This window comes from Methylobacterium sp. TK31 (assembly GCF_055361545.1).
This window is the reverse complement of the sequence record NZ_CM143964.1, coordinates 1,871,034-1,892,430: the sequence shown is the minus strand read 5'-3', so window position 1 is coordinate 1,892,430 and position 21,397 is coordinate 1,871,034. Positions and strand designations below refer to the sequence as shown.

The 21,397-nt window shown below is 71.5% G+C and carries 21 protein-coding genes and 1 pseudogene; 16 read left to right on the top strand and 6 right to left on the bottom strand.

Features of this window, described 5'->3' with window-relative positions:
• Positions 1-19 precede the first annotated feature (19 nt).
• The 9 genes from ACXJY8_RS08635 (at position 20) to ACXJY8_RS08595 (ending at position 10,494) form a co-directional block, all read left to right on the top strand.
• A complete protein-coding gene (locus tag ACXJY8_RS08635) occupies positions 20-1,297 on the top strand; it encodes an SfnB family sulfur acquisition oxidoreductase (protein WP_463778771.1) in 1,278 nt (425 codons plus the stop codon).
• A 257-nt stretch (positions 1,298-1,554) separates the two neighbouring features.
• Positions 1,555-3,747, top strand: coding sequence for a TonB-dependent siderophore receptor (locus tag ACXJY8_RS08630; RefSeq protein WP_463778769.1), 2,193 nt, complete (start codon positions 1,555-1,557; stop codon positions 3,745-3,747).
• Positions 3,748-3,807: 60 nt separating this feature from the next.
• On the top strand, positions 3,808-4,704 hold the full coding sequence (locus ACXJY8_RS08625) for an alpha/beta hydrolase (RefSeq protein ID WP_463780482.1): 897 nt from the start codon (positions 3,808-3,810) through the stop codon (positions 4,702-4,704).
• A 264-nt stretch (positions 4,705-4,968) separates the two neighbouring features.
• Complete coding sequence (locus ACXJY8_RS08620; RefSeq protein ID WP_463778767.1) at positions 4,969-5,130, top strand: hypothetical protein; 162 nt, start codon at positions 4,969-4,971, stop codon at positions 5,128-5,130.
• A 114-nt stretch (positions 5,131-5,244) separates the two neighbouring features.
• Positions 5,245-6,516, top strand: a complete 1,272-nt coding sequence (locus tag ACXJY8_RS08615; protein ID WP_463778763.1) for an acyl-CoA dehydrogenase family protein — start codon at positions 5,245-5,247, stop codon at positions 6,514-6,516.
• Positions 6,517-6,528: 12 nt separating this feature from the next.
• Positions 6,529-7,116: a class I SAM-dependent DNA methyltransferase gene (locus ACXJY8_RS08610; RefSeq protein ID WP_463778760.1), complete on the top strand. Its 588-nt coding sequence runs from the start codon at positions 6,529-6,531 to the stop codon at positions 7,114-7,116.
• Entirely contained in the window at positions 7,113-7,871 is a 759-nt protein-coding gene (locus ACXJY8_RS08605) for a cytochrome b/b6 domain-containing protein (RefSeq protein WP_463778758.1), read from the top strand. The genes ACXJY8_RS08610 and ACXJY8_RS08605 overlap by 4 nt, the downstream gene beginning before the upstream one ends.
• A complete protein-coding gene (locus ACXJY8_RS08600; protein WP_463778755.1) occupies positions 7,864-8,604 on the top strand; it encodes a molybdopterin-dependent oxidoreductase in 741 nt (246 codons plus the stop codon). Before ACXJY8_RS08605 ends, ACXJY8_RS08600 begins: the two co-directional genes overlap by 8 nt.
• 204 nt (positions 8,605-8,808) lie before the next feature.
• Positions 8,809-10,494: a methyl-accepting chemotaxis protein gene (locus ACXJY8_RS08595; RefSeq protein ID WP_463778751.1), complete on the top strand. Its 1,686-nt coding sequence runs from the start codon at positions 8,809-8,811 to the stop codon at positions 10,492-10,494.
• A gap of 82 nt (positions 10,495-10,576) precedes the next feature.
• Here the strand turns inward: ACXJY8_RS08595 and ureG are convergent, their stop codons facing one another.
• The 6 genes from ureG to ACXJY8_RS08565 are packed head-to-tail and all read right to left on the bottom strand — an operon-like array spanning position 10,577 to position 15,362.
• Positions 10,577-11,206, bottom strand: a complete 630-nt coding sequence (gene ureG, locus ACXJY8_RS08590; RefSeq protein ID WP_463778749.1) for an urease accessory protein UreG — start codon at positions 11,204-11,206, stop codon at positions 10,577-10,579.
• A gap of 23 nt (positions 11,207-11,229) precedes the next feature.
• A complete protein-coding gene (locus ACXJY8_RS08585; protein ID WP_463780480.1) occupies positions 11,230-11,952 on the bottom strand; it encodes an urease accessory protein UreF in 723 nt (240 codons plus the stop codon).
• Positions 11,897-12,424 carry an urease accessory protein UreE gene (locus ACXJY8_RS08580; protein ID WP_463778747.1) on the bottom strand — a complete coding sequence of 176 codons (528 nt, stop codon included), beginning with the start codon at positions 12,422-12,424 and terminating at the stop codon, positions 11,897-11,899. The genes ACXJY8_RS08585 and ACXJY8_RS08580 overlap by 56 nt, the downstream gene beginning before the upstream one ends.
• Positions 12,425-12,473: 49 nt before the next feature.
• The gene (locus ACXJY8_RS08575; RefSeq protein ID WP_463778743.1) at positions 12,474-12,956 is read right to left on the bottom strand and encodes a DUF29 domain-containing protein; all 483 of its coding nucleotides are present in this window, start codon (positions 12,954-12,956) and stop codon (positions 12,474-12,476) included.
• Positions 12,957-13,009: 53 nt separating this feature from the next.
• Positions 13,010-14,737, bottom strand: a complete 1,728-nt coding sequence (gene ureC, locus ACXJY8_RS08570; protein ID WP_463778739.1) for an urease subunit alpha — start codon at positions 14,735-14,737, stop codon at positions 13,010-13,012.
• 4 nt (positions 14,738-14,741) lie between these two features.
• Entirely contained in the window at positions 14,742-15,362 is a 621-nt protein-coding gene (locus ACXJY8_RS08565) for an urease subunit gamma (RefSeq protein ID WP_463778737.1), read from the bottom strand.
• Positions 15,363-15,589: 227 nt separating this feature from the next.
• Between ACXJY8_RS08565 and puuE the strand changes: the two are divergent.
• The 7 genes and pseudogenes from puuE to ACXJY8_RS08530 form a co-directional block, all read left to right on the top strand.
• Positions 15,590-16,480: pseudogene (puuE, locus tag ACXJY8_RS08560) on the top strand (allantoinase PuuE); the annotation flags it as partial.
• Between the two features lie 18 nt (positions 16,481-16,498).
• Positions 16,499-17,149 carry an HTH-type transcriptional regulator RutR gene (gene rutR, locus ACXJY8_RS08555; protein WP_463778734.1) on the top strand — a complete coding sequence of 217 codons (651 nt, stop codon included), beginning with the start codon at positions 16,499-16,501 and terminating at the stop codon, positions 17,147-17,149.
• A 255-nt stretch (positions 17,150-17,404) separates the two neighbouring features.
• A complete protein-coding gene (gene rutA / locus ACXJY8_RS08550) occupies positions 17,405-18,505 on the top strand; it encodes a pyrimidine utilization protein A (RefSeq protein WP_463778732.1) in 1,101 nt (366 codons plus the stop codon).
• The gene (rutB, locus tag ACXJY8_RS08545) at positions 18,505-19,257 is read left to right on the top strand and encodes a pyrimidine utilization protein B (protein ID WP_463778727.1); all 753 of its coding nucleotides are present in this window, start codon (positions 18,505-18,507) and stop codon (positions 19,255-19,257) included. Before rutA ends, rutB begins: the two co-directional genes overlap by 1 nt.
• Before the next feature lie 349 nt (positions 19,258-19,606).
• A complete protein-coding gene (gene rutC / locus ACXJY8_RS08540) occupies positions 19,607-19,996 on the top strand; it encodes a pyrimidine utilization protein C (protein WP_463778725.1) in 390 nt (129 codons plus the stop codon).
• A 10-nt stretch (positions 19,997-20,006) separates the two neighbouring features.
• Positions 20,007-20,786 carry a pyrimidine utilization protein D gene (gene rutD, locus ACXJY8_RS08535; RefSeq protein WP_463778721.1) on the top strand — a complete coding sequence of 260 codons (780 nt, stop codon included), beginning with the start codon at positions 20,007-20,009 and terminating at the stop codon, positions 20,784-20,786.
• 131 nt (positions 20,787-20,917) lie between these two features.
• Entirely contained in the window at positions 20,918-21,397 is a 480-nt protein-coding gene (locus tag ACXJY8_RS08530) for a flavin reductase (RefSeq protein ID WP_463780477.1), read from the top strand.

Genomic DNA, 21,397 nt, shown 5'->3' with positions numbered 1-21,397 from the left:
CCCGATCCGGAGACACCGCATGAACATCGCCGTCAGCCCCGACATCGCCGTCGGCCCGCCCCCGCGCGACACCGAGCGCTGGCCCGCCGGCGCACCCGGCCCGGCGCGCCCGGCCGCGCCGGCCCACGTCATCCGCGACGCGGCCGAGGCCCTGCGCGTCGCCCACGCCCTGGCGGAGACGTTCCGGGCGGGGGCCTCCGAGCGCGACCGCACCGGGCGCCGCCCCCTGGCCGAGCTCGACGCGTTCTCGCAGAGCGGCCTGTGGTCAATCAACGTGCCGCGGGCCCATGGCGGGCCGGGGCTGTCCTACGAGACCCTGGCGCGGGTCATCGCCATCGTCTCGGCGGCCGATCCGTCCATCGGGCAGATCGCCCAGAACCACCTCGGCATCGTGGCTTCGATCGACACGGTCTCGGACGAGGCCCAGAAGGCCCTGCTGTTCGGCCTCGTCCTGGCCGGCACCCGGTTCGGCAACGCCTTCTCGGAGATCGGCACACCCCGCGCCGCCGACTTCCAGACCCGCTTCGTGGAGGACGGCGACCACGTGCTGGTGCACGGTACCAAGTTCTACGCCACCGGCGCGCTGCTCGCCCACCTCGTGCCCATCGTGGCCCTCGATGACGAGGGCCGGGCCTGGTACGCCATCGCCGAGCGCAACGCGCCCGGGCTGACGGTGATCGACGACTGGTCGAGCTTCGGCCAGCGCACCACCGCCAGCGGCACCGTGCGGATCGACGGCGTGCGGGTGCCGAAATCCCACCTGGTGCCGGCCTGGAAGGGCTATGCGCAGCCCAGCGCCGACGGGGCGATCTTCCAGATCATCCAGGCCGCCGTCGACGCGGGCATCGCCCGGGCGGCGCTGGCCGAGACCATCGACTTCGTGCGCACCAAGTCCCGCCCCTGGATCGACAGCGGGCTCGAGCGCGCCTCCGACGATCCCCACACCATCCGCATCGTCGGCGACCTCACGATCCGCCTGCATGCGGCCGAGGCGCTGCTCGACCGGGCCGGCCTCGCCCTCGACGCCGCCGTGGCGGCTCCCGATGCCGAGACCGTGGCGGCCGCGCAGCTGGCGGTGGCGGAGGCCAAGGTGCTCACCACCGAGGTGGCGCTCGCCACCACCAACACCCTGTTCGAGCTCGCCGGCACCCGCTCGACGCTGGCCGAGCACAATCTCGACCGGCACTGGCGCAACGCCCGCACCCACACGCTCCACGATCCCGTGCGCTGGAAATACGCGATCGTCGGCAACCACGCCCTCAACGGCGTGAACCCGCCCTTCCACGCCTGGAGCTAGGCCGCGGGACCCCGGACCCGCCGCGAGACCCGACCGACGAGACCCGACCGACGCGACCAAGGACCAGGCAGGAGAGCTGGTAACGACCTAGCAAAAATCAGCACTCTGCTCGTCTTCATACCACAATACCTTAGAATTGCTTCAGATTTGAAGTGCTCTAAGTGTGCTGTTTAGACAACATCTTCATCTTGCCTGGTGTTTTCTGACGGGTCATGACTCGGTTACTGCGCCGCTTCGGGCGCGTAACAGCGTGCGTCATGCCCAACCGCTCCTCAGGCCTCGCCCTGCTCCTCGCCACGACCGCCCTCGCCGGAACCGCGGCGGCCCAGGAACGAAGCGTGCAGCTCGACCAGCTCTCGGTCGAGGGCACGGCCGCGGGGCCCGCCTCCGGCAGCGGGGCCAATCTCAGCGGCGGGGACGGCGGGACGGCCGCGACCAGCGGCGGGGGCGGCGGCCCCTCCGGGGTCACCGGCTACACGGCCCGGATCAGTCCCACGGCGACCAAGACCAACACGCCGCTGCTGGAGACCCCGCAATCGGTCACGGTGCTCACCCGGGAAGCGCTGAACGACCGCAACGTCCAGACCCTCAACGAGGCCATCGGCTACGTGGCCGGCGTCTCCTCGAACGTCTTCGGCTTCGATCCGCGCTTCGATTCGTTCTACGTCCGGGGCTTCAGCCTGACCTATGACGGAATCTTCCGGGACGGTCTGCGCCAGGTCGCGTCCGGCCTGACGGTGCCGCGGATCGAGCCCTACGGCATCGAGGCCGCCACGATCCTGCGCGGGCCGGCCTCCGGGCTCTACGGCCTCGGCTCGCCCGGCGGCATCCTCGACGTCACCACGAAGCGGCCGGTCTTCACGCCCTTCGGCGAGGTGCAGCTGCAGGTCGGCAACTTCGACCGCTACCAGGGCAATTTCGACATCGGCGGCCCGGTCGAGGGCACGGGCGGCACGCTCGCGTACCGCGTCACCGGCATCCGGCGCCAGTCGGACACCTTCATCCCCGGGGGCTCGGACGACCGGAGCTACATCGCGCCGTCCTTCACCTGGAAACCGTCGGCCGATACCACCTTCACCTTCCTGAGCGAGTACCAGGAAACCAAGCTTCCGGGCAGCACGACGTTCTTCAACCAGAACCTGCGCCCGACGCGCCTCTATTCGGGCGACCCGGCCTTCAACGACTTCCGCCAGCAGCAGGGCCGCGTCGGCTACGCGTTCGAGCACCGCTTCGACGCGGATCTGATCTTCCGGCAGAACTTCCGCTTCTACGACATCGGCAACGACTATCGCTACGCGTCGATCGCCGCCCTCAGCCCGGACGGCACGAGCGCCAGCCGTTCGACCGGATATTCGCGCCAGTTCCTCAGCCAGATCACCCTCGACAACCAGATCGAGGCGCACGTCGCCACCGGGCCGGTCGCGCACACGCTGGTGGCGGGACTCGACTACGCGCATTCCGACTTCAACTACCGCTTCGGCTTCGGGACGGCCCCCGATCTCAACCTCGTCACGCGCAATGACGGCCAGCAGCCGATCCTCGCGCCGCTGCTGGGCCTGCGCACCGCGCAGAGCCAGGATCAGGTCGGCCTGTACCTGCAGGAGCAGGCCCGGTTCGACCGCTTCGTACTCACCCTGACCGGGCGCTACGACTGGGTGTCCCAGACCACGACCGCGGCCCCCGCGGCCGCGACCCGGCAGAACGACCAGGCCTTCACGGGTCGGGTCGGCCTCAACTATCTCCTGGCCCCCGGGCTGGTGCCCTATGCCAGCTACGCGACCACCTTCGCGCCGCAACCGGGCGCCGACGCCGCCGGGCGCGCCTTCCGGCCGGCGACAGGGGACCAGATCGAGGCGGGCGTCAAATACCTGATCCCGGGCACGAACATCCAGGCGGGGTTCGCCGGCTTCGACATCGTCCAGAGCAGCGTCCTGCGCACGGACCCCAACAACGTCGCCTTCCAGGTGGCGACGGGCGCCGTCGAGTCGCGCGGCTTCGAGATGGAGGCCATCGCGAACTTCGCGCCCGGCACCAACCTGACCCTCGCCTACACCCATCTCGACCTGCGCTATCTCACCCAGACCTCGGCCGCGGGCCAGGCCCTGGACGGCAGGTTCCTGTCCGGCATTCCGGGGGATACCGTCACGGGCTTCCTCAGCTACCTGTTCCCGCCGGGTTCCGCGCTGCGCGGGCTGACGCTCGGCGGCGGCATCCGCTTCAACGCCAACAGCTTCGCCAACGACGAGAACACGGTCCGCAACCCGACCGTGACGCTGTTCGACGCGCTGCTCGCGTACGATTTCGCGGCCCTCGATCCGAAGTACCAAGGCTTCCGGGCCCAGGTGAACGCGAACAACATCTTCGACCGCGACTACTTCACCTGTCAGGCCGGGTTCTGCTATCGCGGCGCCCCCGCGACCGTGATCGGCAGCCTGATCTACCGGTGGTAGCTGATGCGTCGGTCCTTCTCGCGGCGCGGCGTCGCGCGCCTCCTGGCGGCCGCCTGGCCGATGCGGAGCGCCCGGACCCTGGCGAGCCCGGCACCCGGCCCCGACGAGCCGGCGCGTCTGCCCGGCGCCGTCAGCTTCGATCTCGGGGGCGAGGGCGGGCGGGCCCCGTGGCGGATCACGCTCTACGTTCCGCCCGGCGAGGCGCCCGCCGCCGGCTGGCCGGTCCTCTACCTGCTCGACGGCAACGCGGTGACGGCCACGGCCATCGAGATCGAGCGGGCGCAGGCGCCGTACCCGGATGCCACCGGGATCGCCTCCCGGTTCGCCGTCGTGGGCATCGGATATCCCGGGGCGGAGGCCTATGACGGCCTGCGCCGGTCCTGGGACTACACTCCGCCGCCCGGCCGATCCTATCCGCCGCACACGGCCGGCGGCCCGGTGATCCGGACCGGCGGCGCCGACGCCTTCCTGGATTTCGTCGTGACGGTCCTGCGGCCCGCGATTGCGCGGCGCTGCCGGGTCGACCCCGCGCGGCAGGCCCTCTTCGGACATTCCTTCGGCGGCCTGTTCGTCCTCTACGCCCTCGCCCGCAGGCCCGACGCCTTCTCGCACTGGATCGCCGCGAGCCCGTCGATCTACTGGGAGGACCGGATCGTGCTCCGGAGCCTCGAGCGCCTCGAGCGAGGACCGCCCGTCCCGGCGCGCGTCCTCCTGCTGGCGGGGGCCTACGAGGCGGAACTGGCGCCGTTCCAGGAGGGGGCCCCCGACCGCGCGGCGCGCCAGGACCGCCTGGACACCGCCCGGACCGTCGAGCTGGCCCGGGCGATGGCGGAGCGGCTCGGCCGGATTCCCGGCTGCGACAGCCGGTTCCGGCTCATTCCCGGCCGCACGCATATGAGCGTCCTGCCCGACGCCGTGAACGATGCCGTCCTCCACGTCATGCAGCGCCCGACCTGAACCCGCGGGACGGCCCTGTCCCGCGCGGATTCCGGCAGGCCGCGGCCCGATCCGGAAGGCCCCCGCGCGGCGCCGACCGGATCGCCGACAGGGTCGCGGACCGGCGGGCGTGTGCGGCCGCACCGCCCGCGACCGGACGCGCGCATGGCAGCGTTACCTCAGCCCGGACTGCTCAGGCGCGGCGCCGGAGCGTAGTTTAACCGGGTCGTCATGGTTTTCGTCGCGACGTGCGACGAGCCGGATGTGTATTCGAGGACCCTGACCGTGGATATCGAGACCGCCAAGATGCTGGTCGGAGCCGCCCTCGTGGTGGCCATCGGCGTCTTTTCCGTGCTGACCGTGAGCGGAATGGTGCGGGACATGCTCGCCGACCTGCGCGCAGGGCGCCTCGACCGGCGCGGCGGGCGGGCGTCCGAGCCCCGGTGACGCCGGCCGCGGCAGGAATCGGATCGACCGCCGACGCGCTTTGACGCGGGGATAAGCCGGGTTTGGTACGCAACCCGCCCTGGTGGTCGCGCAGCCGTGATCCATGTTGCGGAGATGAATGCCCTTCCACAGGATTGCATCGATCTCGGCCCGGCTCGAATCGCGGCCGCCGCGCGGGCCGTCGCCCGCCTCGCGGCCGAACGCGCCGACGACCTCGACCGGAACGGCGGGTTTCCCGCCGAGGACGTCGCCCACGCCCATGCGGTCGGCCTGCTCGTGGCGCCGCTGCCGGTGGCGCTCGGCGGCGCCGGCCTCGATGCGCCCCAGCGGGCGCCGGTCCTGGCCGATCTCCTGACCCAGATCGGGCGCGGCAGCCTCGCCCTCGGCCGCCTCTACGAGGGGCACGTCAATGCCCTCTCCCTGGTGCTGCGCTATGCCGAGCCGGCCGTGGCCGAGCGCCTGGCGGCCGATGCCCGCGGGGGCCACCTGTTCGGCGTCTGGAACACCCAGCCCCAGGCCGGCGGCCTCAGCCTCGAGAAAGCCGGCGGCCCCGGCCTCGAGCAAGCCGGCGGCCTCAGCCTCGAAAAAACCGGTGGCATCGCCTCGGAGAACACCGGCGGCGCGGCGGGCGATTCCTGGGTTCTGGCGGGGGTGAAGTCCTTCGCCTCCGGGGCCGGGGCGGTGACCCGCCCCCTCGTCACCGCACGCCGGCCGGACGGGCGCCAGCAGATGCTCGTGGTGGACCTGGAGCCCGGCACCCGTGCCGATCTGTCGGGCTGGCGGGCGCAGGGCATGCGCGCCTCGACCTCGGGCATCCTCGACTTCAGCGGCCTGCCGGCCGGTCCCGACAGCTTCGTCGGCGGCCCCGACGACTACTTTTCCGAGCCGCACTTCTCCGGCGGAGCCTGGCGCTTCGCCGCCGTGCAGCTCGGCGGCATCGAGGCGGTGTTCGACGCCCTGCGGACGCATCTCCGGACCACGGGGCGCGGCGGCGACCCGCACCAGGCCGCCCGCCTCGGCGAGGCCGCGATCGCGGTGGAGAGCGCCCGGCTCTTCGTCGGTCACGCCGCGCGGCTCGCCGCCGACCCGGAGGCGGAGCCCGACCGGGTGATCGCCTACGTCAACCTCACCCGCCTCGCGGTGGAGCGGGCCGGGCTCGACGTCCTGGAGCGGGCCCACCGCTCGGTGGGGCTCGCGGGCTTTCTCAGCCCGCATCCCCTCGAACGCCTGGCGCGCGACCTCGCCACCTACCTGCGCCAGCCCGGCCCGGACCGGGCCCTGACCAGCGCGGCGGCCCACGTCCTGGCCGCCCCGCAGCCGGCCGACCTCCTCTGGCGCGATCCGGCGGGCGGACCTATCTCTGACGAGGTTGCGGCCGAACTCTAGGCGTCGAGGTCCATGACACGCTCCCCGCACACGCTGCCGCCGGACTACTTCACCGAACTCTACGCCACGAACCCCGATCCGTGGGCGTTCACCACCAGCCCCTACGAGCACGCCAAGTACGACGCCACCCTGGCGGCCCTCGGCCGCGAGACCTACGCGGAGGCCCTGGAGGTCGGCTGCTCCATCGGCGTGCTGACCCGCCGGCTGGCCGAGCGCTGCGAGGCCCTGCTCTCCCTCGACGTGGCCGAGACCGCCCTCGACGCCGCCCGCGCCCGCTGCGCGGAATGCCCGCAGGTGCGCTTCCTGCGCGCCGCGGTGCCGGCGGAATGGCCGCCGGGCCGGTTCGACCTCGTGGTGCTCTCGGAGGTGCTGTACTTCTTCGCGCCCGGGGACCTCGTCCGCATCGCCGAACGGCTCGTGGCGGCGCTGAAACCGGGGGGCGAGGTCGTCCTCGTCCACTGGCTCGGCGAGACGAACTTCCCCCTGAGCGCCGACGCGGCGGTGGAGACGCTGATCGATCTCACCCGGGGGGGCCTCGACGCCGACCGGAGGGGCCGCACCGAGCGCTATCGCCTCGACGTGCTGCGGGCGCCCGCGTGAGCCGGCCGCCGCCGGCGGAGGAGCCGGGCCCGTCCCTGGTGCACCGCCACGCCGCCTGGGTGCGCCTGACCCACTGGCTCAACGCCGTCGCGTTCCTGGCCCTGGTGGTCAGCGGCATCGCCATCCTGCTCGCCCTCCCGCGCCTGTTCTGGGGCGAGACCGGGGCCAACGGGGCGCCGGCGGCCCTCGAACTGCCGCTGCCGGTGAACCTCGAGCAGACGGGCTGGGGCCGCAACCTGCACTTCCTCGCCGCCTGGGTGCTCGTCCTCAACGGGATCGTCTACCTCATCGTCGCCTTCGTGGGCGGACACTTCGCCCGCGACCTCGTGCCGGACCGCGACCAGCTGGCCCCGGCCCACCTCGCCCGCGAGATTGCGGACCACGCCCGCCTCAAGCCGGCGCGCGGGCGCGAGGCCCTGCGCTACAACGCCCTGCAGAAATGCGCCTACCTCGTCGTCCTGTTCGTGCTGTTTCCCCTGATGGTGCTCACCGGCCTCACCATGTCGCCGGGGGTCACGGCGGCCTATCCGGAGCTCTTCGCCCTGTTCGGCGGCCGGCAATCGGCGCGCACCCTGCACTTCGCCGTCGCCTGCCTGCTGGTGCTCTTCCTGGTCGTCCACGTGGCCCAGGTCTTCGTCGGCGGCGCCGGCAACCTGATGCGCGCGATGATCACCGGGCGCTTCCGCGTTCCCCCCGAGCGCGCCCGGACCTCCCTGGCCGCCCGAGACCGCCTCACGGAGTCCCCCGATGCGTGACCTCTCGCGCCGCCGCCTCCTCGCCGGCTCGGGCAGCCTGATCGGCGCCGGCCTGCTCGGCGGCTGCGACGCCCCCGCCCTGTCACGGCTCGCCTCGCCCTACGACTGGAGCAACGGCCTGACCTTCGCGGTCCAGCGCTGGCTCCAGCGCCACCAGCCCCTGGTGCGCGAGTTCGGACCCGACGCCATCTCGGCGGTCTTCCCGACCATCAACACCACCGATCCCGACAATGCCGATTACCGGCGCTCGAAGGCGCTGGGCTTTTCCGACTGGAAGCTCCCGGTCACCGGCCTCGTGGCGCGCCCGGGCGCCTTCTCGCTGGCCGACCTGAAGGCCATGCCGGCCCGCACCCAGATCACGCTGCATTCCTGCGAGCAGGGCTGGTCGGCCATCGGCGGCTGGACCGGCGTGCCCCTGGCCCACCTGCTGGCCGAGGTCGGACTGAAGCCGGAGGCGCGCTTCGTCGTGGTGCGCAGCGTCGACGGCTGGTGGGACAGCTACGATCTGTTCGACGCCCTCCACCCGCAGACCATCCTGGCCTACGGCATGAACGGCGGCGCCCTGCCGGTGGCGCACGGGGCGCCGGTGCGCCTGCGGGTCGAGCGCCAGCTCGGCTACAAGAGCCTGAAATACATCGGCGCCATCGAGGCGGTGGAGCGGGTCGACGGCCTCGGCCAGGGCCGCGGCAGCATGGTCGCCGAACTCGGGTTCCCCTGGTACGCGGGCATCTGATGCCCTTCGCCCGGTGCAAGGACCGTATAGCGGCAGCCGTCCATCGGTGAAGGTGCCACCGAATACGTAATCGCCCGTTCGGCGCGAACTGTCCGAAAGATGACAAATCAGTCATCGCGCGGCCCTGCGCCGTTCCGATAACGCCATCTTAAGCATGAAGCTGTTGTCTACCGCCGGAATGCAAATCCGGACGGTCCCACAACGATGCGTGTGTCCCTGAAATCCATCCTGATCGGCTCGATAACCCTGCTCGGCATTGCCGCGGCGGGGCAGGGCGCGGTCAGTATCGTGAAGCTCAGGGCGATCGAGCGCGAGGTGACCGAGGTCGCGACCAACTGGCTCCCCTCGGTCAACGTCGTGAACACGATCAGCACGGCGACGCGCGACGTGCGGGTGAAGCTGTACCGCTTCGTCGTCGCCTCCGAGACGCCGCAGGCGCTGGCGGAGAACGAGGCGGGCCTGAAGAAGGCCCTCGATGCCCTCGACGGGCTGCGCCGGACCTACGAGCCGCTGATCAGCTCCGCCGAGGAGAAGGCGATCTACGACAGCTTCACGCCCCTGTGGGCGCGCTACGCCGAAGGCCAGCAGACGGTCATCGGCCTGATGAAGGCGGGCCGGAAGGCCGACGCCCTGGCGCTCACCACCAGCGCCGAGATGGCCGACCTGAACAACGGCGCCATCCGGGCCCTGCAGCGGACCGTCGACTTCAACCGCGCGGGCGCCGAGCGCAGCACCGCGCTGAGCATGGCCAGCGCCGGCTCGGCCGCGCTCATGGCCTGGATCGCGATGACGATCTCGGTGGTGGCCGCCATCGGCGCGATGCTCTTCAGCCTGTTCGGCGTCGCGCGTCCGATCGAGCGCATGACCCGCACCATGGGCCGGCTGGCGGGCGGCGACACCGCCGTGGACATCCCGTCCCGGACCCGCCGCGACGAGATCGGCGACATGGCCGCCGCCGTCGGCGTGTTCCGGGACAACATGCTCCAGACCCGCCGGCTCGAGGAGGAGACGGTCCTGGCGCGGGCGGGGGCGGAGGCGCAGCGCCAGGCGGGGATGCGGGCGATGGCGGACCGCTTCGAGGGGGCGGTGGGCGGCATCATCAGCATGGTGACGAGTTCGGCCACCGAGCTGCAGGCCACCGCCCAGAGCATGGCCGGCACCGCCACCCAGACCGCCAACCAGTCCACCAGCGTGGCCGCGGCCGCCGGGGAAGCCGCCTCGAACGTCAACACCGTGGCGGCGGCGGCCGAGGAGCTCGGCTCGTCGGTCCAGGAGATCGGGCGCCAGGTCAGCGCCTCGGCGGCCATGGCCCAGACGGCCGTGACGGAGGCGGCCCAGACGGCGGCCTTCGTGCAGACCCTCAACACGGCGGTGGCGCGCATCGGCGACGTGGTGACGATGATCACCTCGATCGCCGGCCAGACCAACCTGCTGGCGCTCAACGCCACCATCGAGGCGGCCCGCGCCGGCGAGGCGGGCCGGGGCTTCGCCGTGGTGGCGGCCGAGGTCAAGGAGCTGGCCAACCAGACGGCCCGGGCCACCGAGGAGATCGGCGGGCACATCGCCCAGATCCAGGGCTCGACGGGCCAGGCGGTGGAGGCGATCGGCGGGATCGCGGCGCGCATCCACGAGATCAGCGGCGTGGCCACCTCGATCTCGGCGGCGGTGGAGGAGCAGGGGGCGGCCACCCAGGAGATCGTGCGCAACGTGGCCCAGGCGGCCATGGGCACGGGGGCGGTGACCACCAACATCGCCGGGGTGGCGGGGGCGGCCGAGGAGACGGGGGCGGCGGCCGCCCAGGTCCTGGGCGCGGCCTCCGAGCTCTCGCGCCAGTCCGAGCATCTCAGCGCCGAGGTCCAGCGCTTCCTCGCCACCGTGCGCGCCGCCTGAGCGGCGACGAGGACGATCGGATAAAAAAGGGCCCGGAGCGATCCGGGCCCTTCGGCGTCTCAGCGGCCGGTGGGCGCGCCGGCTAGTTCAGGCCCCCGGCCTCGACCACGAAGCGCGCGATGGCATCCGCCCCGTGGCCGTCGCGGAGCGACGAGAACACGTATGGCCGGGCGCCGCGCATGCGCTTGGTGTCGGATTCCATGATGCCGAGATCGGCGCCCACCAGGGGCGCGAGGTCGGTCTTGTTGACGATGAGGAGGTCCGAGCGGGTGATGCCCGGCCCGCCCTTGCGGGGGATCTTCTCGCCGCCCGCCACGTCGATGACGTAGAGGGTGAGGTCGGCGAGTTCCGGCGAGAAGGTCGCCGCGAGGTTGTCGCCGCCGGACTCGATCAGGATGAGGTCGAGCCTGGGGAAGCGCCGGCGCATCTCCGCCACCGCCGCGAGGTTGATCGAGGCGTCCTCGCGGATCGCCGTGTGCGGGCACCCGCCCGTCTCGACGCCCATGATCCGCTCCTCCGGCAGGGCGCCGGCCACGGTGAGCAGGCGGGCATCCTCCTTGGTGTAGATGTCGTTGGTGATCGCGCAGATCTCGTAGGTATCGCGAAAACGCTTGCAGAGCTGCTCCATCAGGGCGGTCTTGCCGGAGCCGACGGGGCCGCCGATGCCGACGCGGAGCGGGCCGTTGGGAGAGGTGCCGTTGGCGGAGGTCATGACGGGGTCCTCAAGACAGATCCTCAGGAGCGGAAGATGCGCGAATACTGGGTCTCGTGCCGGAACGAGCCGAGGTCGAGATTCAGGGTGGCGCTGCCGAGATCGTCGAGCCCGAGGGCCGGGATCGCGGCGGCGAGCGCCGTCACCCGCGGCGTCAGGGCGGCGACGATCCGTGTCCCCGCGCTCTGGCCGATGGGGGCGCAGCGCAGGGCCGCCGAGACGAGGTTCTGCAGGAAGGCGAGGCCGAAGCCGGCCAGCACCGGGGGGAGCGCCATGCGGTGGGCACCAGCCGCGAGGCCGACCGCCACCGGATAGGCCACCGCACCGTCGAGGGCGGCGGCGAGGCGGTCGAGCCCGGGCGTGCCCCAGGCCGCCACGGTGGCGTCGAGGAAGCTGCGGCCCTGCTGGCTCGTCTCCAGGTGCAGTTCTCGCGATGGGGCGAGGGCGAGGGCGAGGTCGTTGAGCTCGGACAGGCCCCGCGCATCCCCGGCGAGCGCCGCCGCGTGGGCCTGGGCGAGGAAGATCAGGTCGTTGCGGCCCGAGCCGTGCTCGATCACGTCGGCGAGCCAGTCCGTGAGCGAGGCCTCGTCGCCGACCTCGCCGCTCTCCACCGCCGCCTCGAGCCCGTGCGAGTAGGCGTAGGCGCCGACGGGATAGCCCGGCGAGAGCCAGGCCATCAGGCGCAGGGCCTCAATCATGGGCGTGCGGAGAGCCGTCGTGGGCGTGCGGGCGGTCGTGGTGGGCATGCGCGTGGTGGTGATGGCCGTGGTGGTGATGGCCCGCGGCCTCGCCCGCATAGGCGCCGCCCTCCGGCCGGAACGGACGCTCCACCGCCTCGGCGCTGCCGCCCAACCCCCGCACCATCTCGGCCAGAACGTGGTCGAAGCCGATATAGACCGCATCGGCCCCGATCTCGGCCGGGATGTGCCGGTTGCCGATGTGCCAGATCAGGCGCTTGAGGGCGTGGTCGTCGGGCGCGCGGATCTCCAGCAGCGGCTCCGGCGCGGCCTCGACCCAAATGAGCCGGCCATCCTCCAGCACCAGGGCGTCGCCGTCGTCGAGCACGATGGGCTCGGGCAGGTCGAGCAGGAACGCCAGGCCGCCCGCGGTGCGCATCGCCATGCGCCGGCGGTGCCGGTCGCCGTGGTCGAGCACGATGCGGTCGACGATTTCACCGGCGAGGGCGTCGCGGCGCAGGACTTTGGTGGCGCGGATCATGGGGCGTGGGACGATGCGGTGCGGGCGGTCACGGGATCGGCGGGGTTCATCAGGTGAAGCGGGGATCGAGGGGCCCGGGATAGAAGCCGTCGTCCAGGATCTGCGCCAGGGTGTAGGGGCATGACGACGGAAAGGTCTGTTCCGCCGCCCCGGTCTCGCTCGCCGCGCGGACGCGCCCGAGTTGATAGGCCTTGGTCAGGACCGTCTCCGGCCAGGCCCGGAGACTCGGGCTGACCTCGAGGAGCCCGTCGATCTGAAGGCGCTGTTCGACGATCGAGGCGCGCCAGCCGTATTTTCGGTGTTCCGGTTGAAACTCCCACTTCAGCAGGTGCTGCAGCAGCACGACGAGCCGGTTCCGGATCTCGGATTTCTGCGATCCGCCCAAGCTCTCGATCTCCTCGGCGATGTGGTGCCAGTCGACGTCCTGCCGCCGCCCCGCGCGCAGCAGGGCGGCCTGATCCTGCGTCCACAGGTAGAGGTCGGTCTCGTAGAGTTCGTGCCCCTGGGATGGGCTGAGGGCAGCCTTGGACATGGGGGCCTCCGCGGGTGTCGGCCGCATCCTACCGCAAAACGGAACGCATCGCCTCAAAACAGGAAGTACCGCTGCGCCATCGGCAGGACGTCGGCGGGCTCGCAGACCAGGAGTTCGCCGTCGGCGCGGACGTCGTAGGTCTCGGGGTCGACCTCGATGTCGGGCGTGGCGTCGTTGAGGATCATGCTCTTCTTCGAGATGCCGCCGCGCACGTTCTCGACGGCGACGAGGCGCTTCTGCAGCCCGAGGCGCTCGCCGAGCCCGTCCTCGATCGCGGCCTTCGAGACGAAGGTCAGGGCGGTGGCGAAGGGCACCCGGCCGAAGGCCCCGAACATCGGGCGGTAATGCACCGGCTGGGGCGTCGGGATCGAGGCGTTGGGGTCGCCCATCGGCGCCGTGGCGATGGCGCCGCCCTTGATCACGAGGTCGGGCTTCACCCCGAAGAAGGCGGGCGTCCACAGCACGAGGTCGGCGAGCTTGCCCGGCTCCACCGAGCCGATATGGGCCGAGACCCCGTGCGCGATGGCCGGGTTGATAGTGTACTTGGCCACGTAGCGGCGGGCGCGCAGGTTGTCGTTGCCGGACGCGTCGCCGGGCAGGGCGCCGCGCTGGCGCTTCATCTTGTCCGCCGTCTGCCAGGTGCGGATGACGACCTCGCCGACCCGGCCCATGGCCTGGCTGTCCGAGGACATCATCGAGAGGGCGCCGATGTCGTGCAGGATGTCCTCGGCCGCGATGGTCTCGCGGCGGATGCGGCTCTCGGCGAAGGCGAGATCCTCGGGGATGGCCGGGTCGAGGTGGTGGCACACCATCAGCATGTCCAGATGCTCGTCGATGGTGTTCTTCGTGTAGGGCCGCGTCGGGTTCGTCGACGAGGGCAGCACGTTGGAAAGGCCCGCCACCTTGATGATGTCCGGCGCGTGGCCGCCGCCCGCCCCCTCGGTGTGGAAGGCGTGGATGGTGCGCCCCGCGAAGGCCTTGATCGTGTCCTCGACGAAGCCGGATTCGTTGAGGGTGTCGGAGTGGATCATCACCTGCACGTCGTGCAGGTCTGCCACCGTCAGGCAGGTGTCGATGGCGGCGGGCGTGGTGCCCCAATCCTCGTGCAGCTTGAGCGCGCAGGCTCCGGCCCGGATCATCTCGACGAGGCTCTCGGGCCGCGCGGCGTTGCCCTTGCCCGCGAAGGCGAGGTTCATCGGGAACGATTCCGCCGCCTCGATCATCCGGGCGAGGTGCCACGGGCCCGGGGTGCAGGTGGTGGCGAAGGTGCCGTGCGCCGGGCCGGTGCCGCCGCCGAGCATGGTGGTGACGCCCGAGCACAGCGCCTCGTCGATCTGCTGCGGGCAGATGTAGTGGATGTGGCTGTCGAAGCCGCCGGCCGTGAGGATCTTGCCTTCCCCGGCGATGACCTCGGTGCCGGGTCCGACCACGATGTCGACGCCGGGCTGGATGTCCGGGTTGCCGGCCTTGCCGAGCCTGGCGATGCGGCCCTTCACGATGCCGACGTCGCACTTCACCACGCCCCAGTGGTCGAGCACCACCGCGTTGGTGATGACGGTGTCGACCGCGCCGTCCTGGTTGGTGACCTGGGACTGTCCCATGCCGTCGCGGATGACCTTGCCGCCGCCGAACTTCACCTCCTCGCCGTAGGTGGTGTGGTCGCGCTCCACCTCGATCACCAGCGACGTGTCGGCGAGCCGGATGCGGTCGCCGGTGGTGGGGCCGAACATGTCGGCATAGGCGGCGCGGGGGAGGGCGGCGCGGGGGGGCATGTTGGCCATGGTCTCAGAGCGCTCCCATCACGTCGCCGCGGAACCCGTAGACGGTGCGGCCTCCGCCCAGCGGCACCAGCACGACCTCGCGGGTCACGCCCGGCTCGAAGCGCACCGCCGTGCCGGGGGCGATGTCGAGGCGCTGGCCGCGGGCCTTCTCGCGCTCGAAGGTCAGGCCGGGATTGACCTCGTAGAAGTGGTAGTGCGAGCCGACCTGGATCGGCCGGTCGCCGACGTTGGACACGCTCAGCAGGGTGCGGGGCGCGCCTTCGTTGAAGACGATCTCGCCCGGCGGGGTGGTGACCGCGCCCGGAACCTCGGCGGAGGCCGCGCCCCGGATCGGGTGGTGCACGGTGACGAGCTTGGTCCCGTCCGGGAAGGTCGCCTCGACCTGGATGTCGTGGATCATCTCGGGGATGCCGTCCATGCACTGCTCGGCCGTGAGCACGTGCCCGCCGGCCTGCATCAGCTCCGAGACCGAGCGCCCGTCGCGGGCGCCCTCGACCACGAAGTCGCTGATCAGCGCCACCGCCTCGGGGTAGTTCAGCTTCACCCCGCGGCCGAGCCGGTTGCGGGCCACCTGCGCGGCCATGGCGAGGAGGAGCTTGTCCTTTTCGCGTGGGGTCAGGAGCACGGGGAAACCTCGGGGCTTGGGCGCGGGGACGTCTCGGACACGGACGTCCCGGGCCCGGGAAGGCAAGGACCGTGCGCGGCGGGGCCGCGCCTCGGCGACGCGGCCGGCATGGATGCATCCCTGGGGAGCGAGCGCAAGCGCCCCGTGGCCTCCGCGCCCGGTTGACAGGACACGGTTCCCCGGCCGAACAGCGGGGCCGACCCTCCCCGAAAACCAAGGGCCGGCCGTTGACCTATCCCCGCGACCTCGTCGGCTACGGCCGCAACCCGCCGCATCCGCGCTGGCCGGGCGACGCGCGCATCGCGGTGCAGATCGTGCTGAACTACGAGGAGGGGGGTGAGAACTGCATCCTGCACGGGGATGCGGCCTCCGAGGCCTTCCTGTCGGAGATCGTCGGGGCGCAGCCCTGGCCGGGCCAGCGCCACATGAGCCTGGAATCCCTGTTCGAGTACGGCTCGCGCGCCGGGTTCTGGCGCCTGTGGCGGCTGTTCCGATCGCGCAAGGTTCCCGTCACCGCCTTCGCGGTCGCCACCGCGCTCGCCCGCCACCCGGACGTGGCCGCGGCGATGCGGGAGGCCGACTGGGAGATCGCCTGCCACGGCCTCAAGTGGATCGACTACCGCGACTTCACCCGGGCCCAGGAGAAGGCGCACATGGAGGAGGCGATCCGCATCCACACGGAGATCACGGGCGCGCGGCCGCGCGGCTGGTACACCGGGCGCTCCTCGCCCCACACCCTCGACCTCGGGATCGAGGCCGGAATGACGTATCTGGCCGATTCCTACGCCGACGACCTGCCCTACTGGATCGACGAGCCGAGCGGCCGCGGCCTCGTGGTGCCCTACACGCTGGACGCCAACGACATGAAATGCGCCGCGATCCAGGGCTTCAACACCGGCGAGCACCTGTTCACCTACCTGCGCGACACCTTCGACGCGCTCTACGCGGAGGGCGCGGAGGCGCCCAAGATGATGTCGGTGGGCCTGCATTGTCGCCTGGTCGGCCGGCCGGGGCGGATCGGCGCCCTGGTCCGCTTCCTCGACCACGTCGCCGCCCACGACCGCGTCTGGATGGCCCGCCGCATCGACATCGCCGAGCACTGGATCCGGCACCACCCGCCGGCCTGAGGCTCCGCCATGACAGAGATCCGCCCGGACGCCGCCCCGGCGCCCGCCCGCCGCCGCCGCAAGGACGGCGCCGCGCGGCGGGAAGCCATCCTCGATGCCGGGCTCGCGCTCTTCTCGAATCTCGGCCTGCACGGGGCCAGCGTCGAGGGCATCGCCGAGCGGGCCGGCCTCTCGAAGACCAACCTGCTCTACTACTTCCCCTCGAAGGAGGCGCTCTACCTCGCGGTGCTGCGCCGGGTGCTGGCGGTCTGGCTCGATCCGCTCCAGTCCCTCGACGCCGGGAGCGAGCCGGCCGCCGCCTTCCGGAGCTACGTGCGCGCCAAGCTCACCCTGTCGCGGGACGCGCCCCAGGCCTCGCGGCTGTTCTGCCTGGAGATCGTCCAGGGCGCGCCCCTGCTGCGCCCCGAGCTCGAGGGCCCCCTGCGTGACCTCGTCGAGGCCAAGGCCGCGATCATCCGCGACTGGAGCGCGGCCGGGCGGATCGGCCCGCACGACCCCCATCACCTGATCTTCTCGATCTGGGCGATCACCCAGCACTATGCCGACTTCGCCGTGCAGGTGGAGGCCGTCACCGGGCGCAACCTCGACGACCCGGACTTCTTCGAGCGCACGGTCGCCAGCACGCAGGCCCTGATCCTGGCCGGCCTCGGCCTGCGCTGAACCCCGGATTTCCGCCCCTCGCCTGGGCAGGGAGCGCCCAAACGGCCGGCAGAACGGGGAGAGTTTATGCAAGCACCCGAAAACCTGCCCGAGAGAGTTTGACCATCCGGTCCGAATGGGATTGGATCATCGTCACCGGAGACGATGTGCAGTCTTCGCAGCCATCCCGACGCTCCCTGGACCGCCTTCGTCCAGGCCTCGTCTATATTGGATTCCTGCCTTTCACCGGGCTCTGCCCGTGCGAACGAGGTTGCCATGAATGTCGGCGTCTTCATCCCGATCGGAAACAACGGCTGGCTCCTGTCGGAGAACGCTCCGCAGTACAAGCCGAGCTTCGAACTAAACAAGCAGGTGGTCCTCAAGGCCGAGGGCTACGGGCTCGACTTCGCGCTGTCGATGATCAAGCTGCGGGGCTTCGGCGGCAAGACCGAGTTCTGGGACCACAACCTCGAATCCTTCACGCTGATGGCCGGTCTCGCCGCCGTCACCAGCCGGATCAAGCTGTTCGCCACGGCCGCGACCCTGTGCATGCCCCCCGCCATCACGGCCCGGATGGCCGCCACCATCGACTCGATCTCGAACGGGCGCTTCGGCCTCAACCTCGTCACCGGCTGGCAGCGGCCGGAATATTCGCAGATGGGCCTGTGGCCCGGGGACGAATACTTTTCCCGCCGGTACGAGTACCTCTCGGAATACGCGCAGGTGCTGCGCGACCTGTGGGAGACGGGGACTTGCGACCTTAAGGGCGAATTCTTCCAGATGGACGATTGCCGCCTGAGCCCGCGCCCGCAGGCCGAGATGAAGATCATCTGCGCCGGCCAGTCCGCGGCGGGCATGGCGTTCACGGCCCGGTACGCCGACTACAATTTCTGCTTCGGCAAGGGCGTGAACACGCCCACCGCCTTCGCCCCCACGGTGGAGCGGCTGGAGGCGGCGAAGGCCGCGACCGGCCGCGACGTCTCCTCCTACGTGCTGTTCATGGTCATCGCCGACGAGACCGACGAGGCCGCCCGGGCCACCTGGGAGCACTACAAGGCCGGCGCCGACCAGGAGGCCATCGCCTGGCTCGGGGTCCAGGGCGCCGCCGACACCCGGTCGGGCGCCGACACCAACGTGCGCCAGATGGCCGACCCGACCTCGGCCGTGAACATCAACATGGGCACGCTGGTGGGCTCCTATGCCGAGGTGGCGCGGATGCTCGACGAGGTGGCCACGGTGCCGGGCACCGAGGGCGTGCTCCTGGTGTTCGACGACTTCCTCAAGGGCCTCGACGCCTACGGCACCCGCATCCAGCCCCTGATGAAGAGCCGCGCGCACATCGCGGCGGGCCTCGAACCGATGGCGAAGGTGGCGTGATGGAGAGCGTCACGAAACCCGCCGGCTACACCGACGCGGCGGGCCGCCAGGGCGGCATCACCCTGGCGGCCCGGCCCGAGCCCATCGCCTTCGACGCCGGCGCCACCGCGCTCATCGTCGTCGACATGCAGAACGCCTACACCACGCCGGGGGGCTACCTCGATCTCGCCGGCTTCGACGTCTCCGGCACGGGGCCGGTGGTGGCGCAGATCGCCCGCGCGGTCCAGGCGGCCCGGGCGGCCGGGATCCGGATCGTCTGGTTCCAGAACGGCTGGGACCCCGACTACGTCGAGGCCGGGGGCCCGGGCTCGCCGAACTGGCACAAGTCCAACGCCTTGAAGACCATGCGCGCCCGGCCCGGCATGAACGCGCGCCTGCTCGCCCGGGGCACCTGGGACTACGCCCTGGTGGACGCCCTCAAGCCCGAGCCCGGCGACATCGTGCTGGGCAAGCCGCGCTACAGCGGTTTCTACAACACCCAGCTCGACAGCCTGCTGCGCGCGGCCGGCATCCGCACCCTGGTCTTCACCGGCATCGCCACCAACGTCTGCGTGGAATCGACCCTGCGCGACGGCTTCTTCCTCGAATATTTCGGCATCGTGCTGGCCGACGCCACCCACCAGGCCGGTCCGCCGGCCCTGCAGGCGGGGGCGCTGTCCAACATCGAGACCTTCTTCGGCTGGGTCTCGGACGTCGCCGCCTTCGAGACGGCCCTCGGGGCGGACCTTCGACGAACGGAGGCGGCGGAGTAGGGCGGTCGATCCGTCCTCGCGCGGGCGCGTCCGCTCCCGAGGGGTGGATGCGGCCCGCGGGTTTCCCTCTCCCCTCCGCGGGAGAGGGTGGCCCGCGAAGCGGGTCGGGTGAGGGGAGCGCCATATCCGGAAAGGTCGTCCCCTCTCCCGCCTGCTCCGCAGGCACCCGCCCCCGCAAAGGGGGGAGGGACCCGCCCTTGGGCGAGTTTCGTCCGGACGGCGGAGAGAAACGTGTGAAGCAGCTGGCCAACAAGGGCATGGGTTGCCCCGTCGCGCATTCCGCCACCTCCAGACTCGGCCAATGTCCAGGCCGATCAAATCGACACCGCCCTCAGGAGCACCGAAAAGAATGCCCAAGACCGCGATCATCCCGCCCGGCACCGGCAAGCCGCTGGCCCCCTACGTCCCCGGCACCCTCGCGGACGGCGTGCTCTACGTCTCGGGGACGCTGCCCCTCGATGCGGAGGCCAACGTCGTCCATGTGGGCGACGCCGCCGCTCAGACCCGGCACGTGCTGGAGACGATCAAGGGCGTGGTCACCGCCGCGGGCGGCACCATGGACGACGTCACCTTCAACCACGTCTTCCTGAAGGACTGGGCCGACTACGCCGCCATCAACGGGGTCTATGCCGCGTACTTTCCCGGCGAGAAGCCGGCGCGCTACTGCATCCAGTGCGGCCTGGTGAAGCCCGACGCCCTGGTGGAGATCGCCTCGGTCGCCCATGTGGGCAAGGCCTGAGGCCCGGGCGATGGCGAGCCCGATCCACCATGTTGTGCAGGGCTCCGGCGAGCGCACGGTGCTGCTGTCGCCGGGCCTCGGGGGCTCGGCCGCGTATTTCGCGCCGCAGATGGCGGCGCTGACCGAGCGCTTCCGCGTCATCACCTACGACCACCGCGGCACCGGCCGCTCCGGCGGGACCCTGGAGCCCGGCCACGACATCGCCGCCATGGCCCGCGACGCCCTCGCGGTGATGGAGGCCTGCGGGGTCGCGCGCTGCGACGTGGTCGGGCACGCCCTCGGCGGGCTGATCGGCCTCGAACTCGCCCGCACCCATCCGGAGCGTGTCGGCCGCCTCGCCGTGGTCAACGGCTGGGCGAGGGCGGATTCGGCGACGAAGCGCTGCTTTGCCGCCCGCAAGGTGCTGCTGGCCGAGAGCCCCGAGGCCTATGTGCGCGCCCAGGCGATCTTCCTGTACCCGGCGCCGTGGCTCTCGCAGAACGCGGCCCGCGTGGCCGAGGACGAGGCGCACGCCCTGGCGCATTTCCCAGGCCGCGAGACCGTCCTCGCCCGGATCGCCGCCCTGGAGGCCTTCGACCTGACGGCGGATCTCGGGGGGATCGCGCACGAGACCCTGGTGATGGCGGCGGACGACGACGTGCTGGTGCCCTATCTGTGCTCGGAGGATCTTGCGCGCGGCCTGCCGAACGCGCACCTCGACCGGGTCCCCAGCGGCGGTCACGCGCACAGCGTCACCCGCGCCGACGCCTTCAACCGGACGCTCGTGGCGTTCCTCGACCGACAGGAGTGATCACCGTGAGCCAGACGAGGCCGAGCGAGGCGCCCGCATCCGTCGAGGCCGAAGACTTGGCCACCGATGCCAAATCCTTGGCCGCCGATACCAAATCCCTGGCCGTCGAGGCGGACGCCTTTCGCGGCGCCATGGCGCGCGTGGCCAGTGCGGTCCACCTCGTCACCACCGACGGTGCGGGCGGCCGGGCCGGCTTCACCGCCTCGGCGGTGTGCAGCGTGAGCGACGGGCCGCCGACGCTGCTGGTCTGCATCAACCGGTCGTCCTCCGCCTACGCGGCGGTCAGCGCCAATGCGGTGCTCTGCGTCAACACCCTGGCGCATGACCAGGCCGGGGTCGCCGCCGCCTTCGGCGGGCGCACGCCGATGGCGGTGCGCTTCGAGGCCGGGCGCTGGACCACCCTGGCCACCGGCGCACCGGCCCTGCTCGGCGCGCTCACGGCCTTCGATTGCCGCATCGTCGCCCGCCACCCGGTGGGCACCCACGACGTGCTCTACTGTGAGGTCGTGGGCCTCGCCGAGCCGGGCGACGGGCACGGGCTCGTCTACGCCGACCGGGGCTACCACACGGTGCCGCTGGGCGCGGCGTCGGCCCGCGAGGCCGCCGCCTGA

What these genes read in the sequence shown, in the direction of transcription:
- ACXJY8_RS08635 (WP_463778771.1), top strand. Translation starts at nt 20, where the DNA reads ATGAACATCGCCGTCAGCCCCGACATCGCCGTCGGCCCGCCCCCGCGC.
- ACXJY8_RS08630 (WP_463778769.1), top strand. Translation starts at nt 1,555, where the DNA reads ATGCCCAACCGCTCCTCAGGCCTCGCCCTGCTCCTCGCCACGACCGCC.
- ACXJY8_RS08625 (WP_463780482.1), top strand. Translation starts at nt 3,808, where the DNA reads ATGCGGAGCGCCCGGACCCTGGCGAGCCCGGCACCCGGCCCCGACGAG.
- ACXJY8_RS08615 (WP_463778763.1), top strand. Translation starts at nt 5,245, where the DNA reads ATGAATGCCCTTCCACAGGATTGCATCGATCTCGGCCCGGCTCGAATC.
- ACXJY8_RS08610 (WP_463778760.1), top strand. Translation starts at nt 6,529, where the DNA reads ATGACACGCTCCCCGCACACGCTGCCGCCGGACTACTTCACCGAACTC.
- ACXJY8_RS08600 (WP_463778755.1), top strand. Translation starts at nt 7,864, where the DNA reads ATGCGTGACCTCTCGCGCCGCCGCCTCCTCGCCGGCTCGGGCAGCCTG.
- ACXJY8_RS08595 (WP_463778751.1), top strand. Translation starts at nt 8,809, where the DNA reads ATGCGTGTGTCCCTGAAATCCATCCTGATCGGCTCGATAACCCTGCTC.
- ureG (WP_463778749.1), bottom strand. Translation starts at nt 11,206, where the DNA reads ATGACCTCCGCCAACGGCACCTCTCCCAACGGCCCGCTCCGCGTCGGC.
- ACXJY8_RS08585 (WP_463780480.1), bottom strand. Translation starts at nt 11,952, where the DNA reads ATGCCCACCACGACCGCCCGCACGCCCACGACGGCTCTCCGCACGCCC.
- ACXJY8_RS08580 (WP_463778747.1), bottom strand. Translation starts at nt 12,424, where the DNA reads ATGATCCGCGCCACCAAAGTCCTGCGCCGCGACGCCCTCGCCGGTGAA.
- ACXJY8_RS08575 (WP_463778743.1), bottom strand. Translation starts at nt 12,956, where the DNA reads ATGTCCAAGGCTGCCCTCAGCCCATCCCAGGGGCACGAACTCTACGAG.
- ureC (WP_463778739.1), bottom strand. Translation starts at nt 14,737, where the DNA reads ATGGCCAACATGCCCCCCCGCGCCGCCCTCCCCCGCGCCGCCTATGCC.
- rutR (WP_463778734.1), top strand. Translation starts at nt 16,499, where the DNA reads ATGACAGAGATCCGCCCGGACGCCGCCCCGGCGCCCGCCCGCCGCCGC.
- rutA (WP_463778732.1), top strand. Translation starts at nt 17,405, where the DNA reads ATGAATGTCGGCGTCTTCATCCCGATCGGAAACAACGGCTGGCTCCTG.
- rutB (WP_463778727.1), top strand. Translation starts at nt 18,505, where the DNA reads ATGGAGAGCGTCACGAAACCCGCCGGCTACACCGACGCGGCGGGCCGC.
- rutC (WP_463778725.1), top strand. Translation starts at nt 19,607, where the DNA reads ATGCCCAAGACCGCGATCATCCCGCCCGGCACCGGCAAGCCGCTGGCC.
- rutD (WP_463778721.1), top strand. Translation starts at nt 20,007, where the DNA reads ATGGCGAGCCCGATCCACCATGTTGTGCAGGGCTCCGGCGAGCGCACG.
- ACXJY8_RS08530 (WP_463780477.1), top strand. Translation starts at nt 20,918, where the DNA reads ATGGCGCGCGTGGCCAGTGCGGTCCACCTCGTCACCACCGACGGTGCG.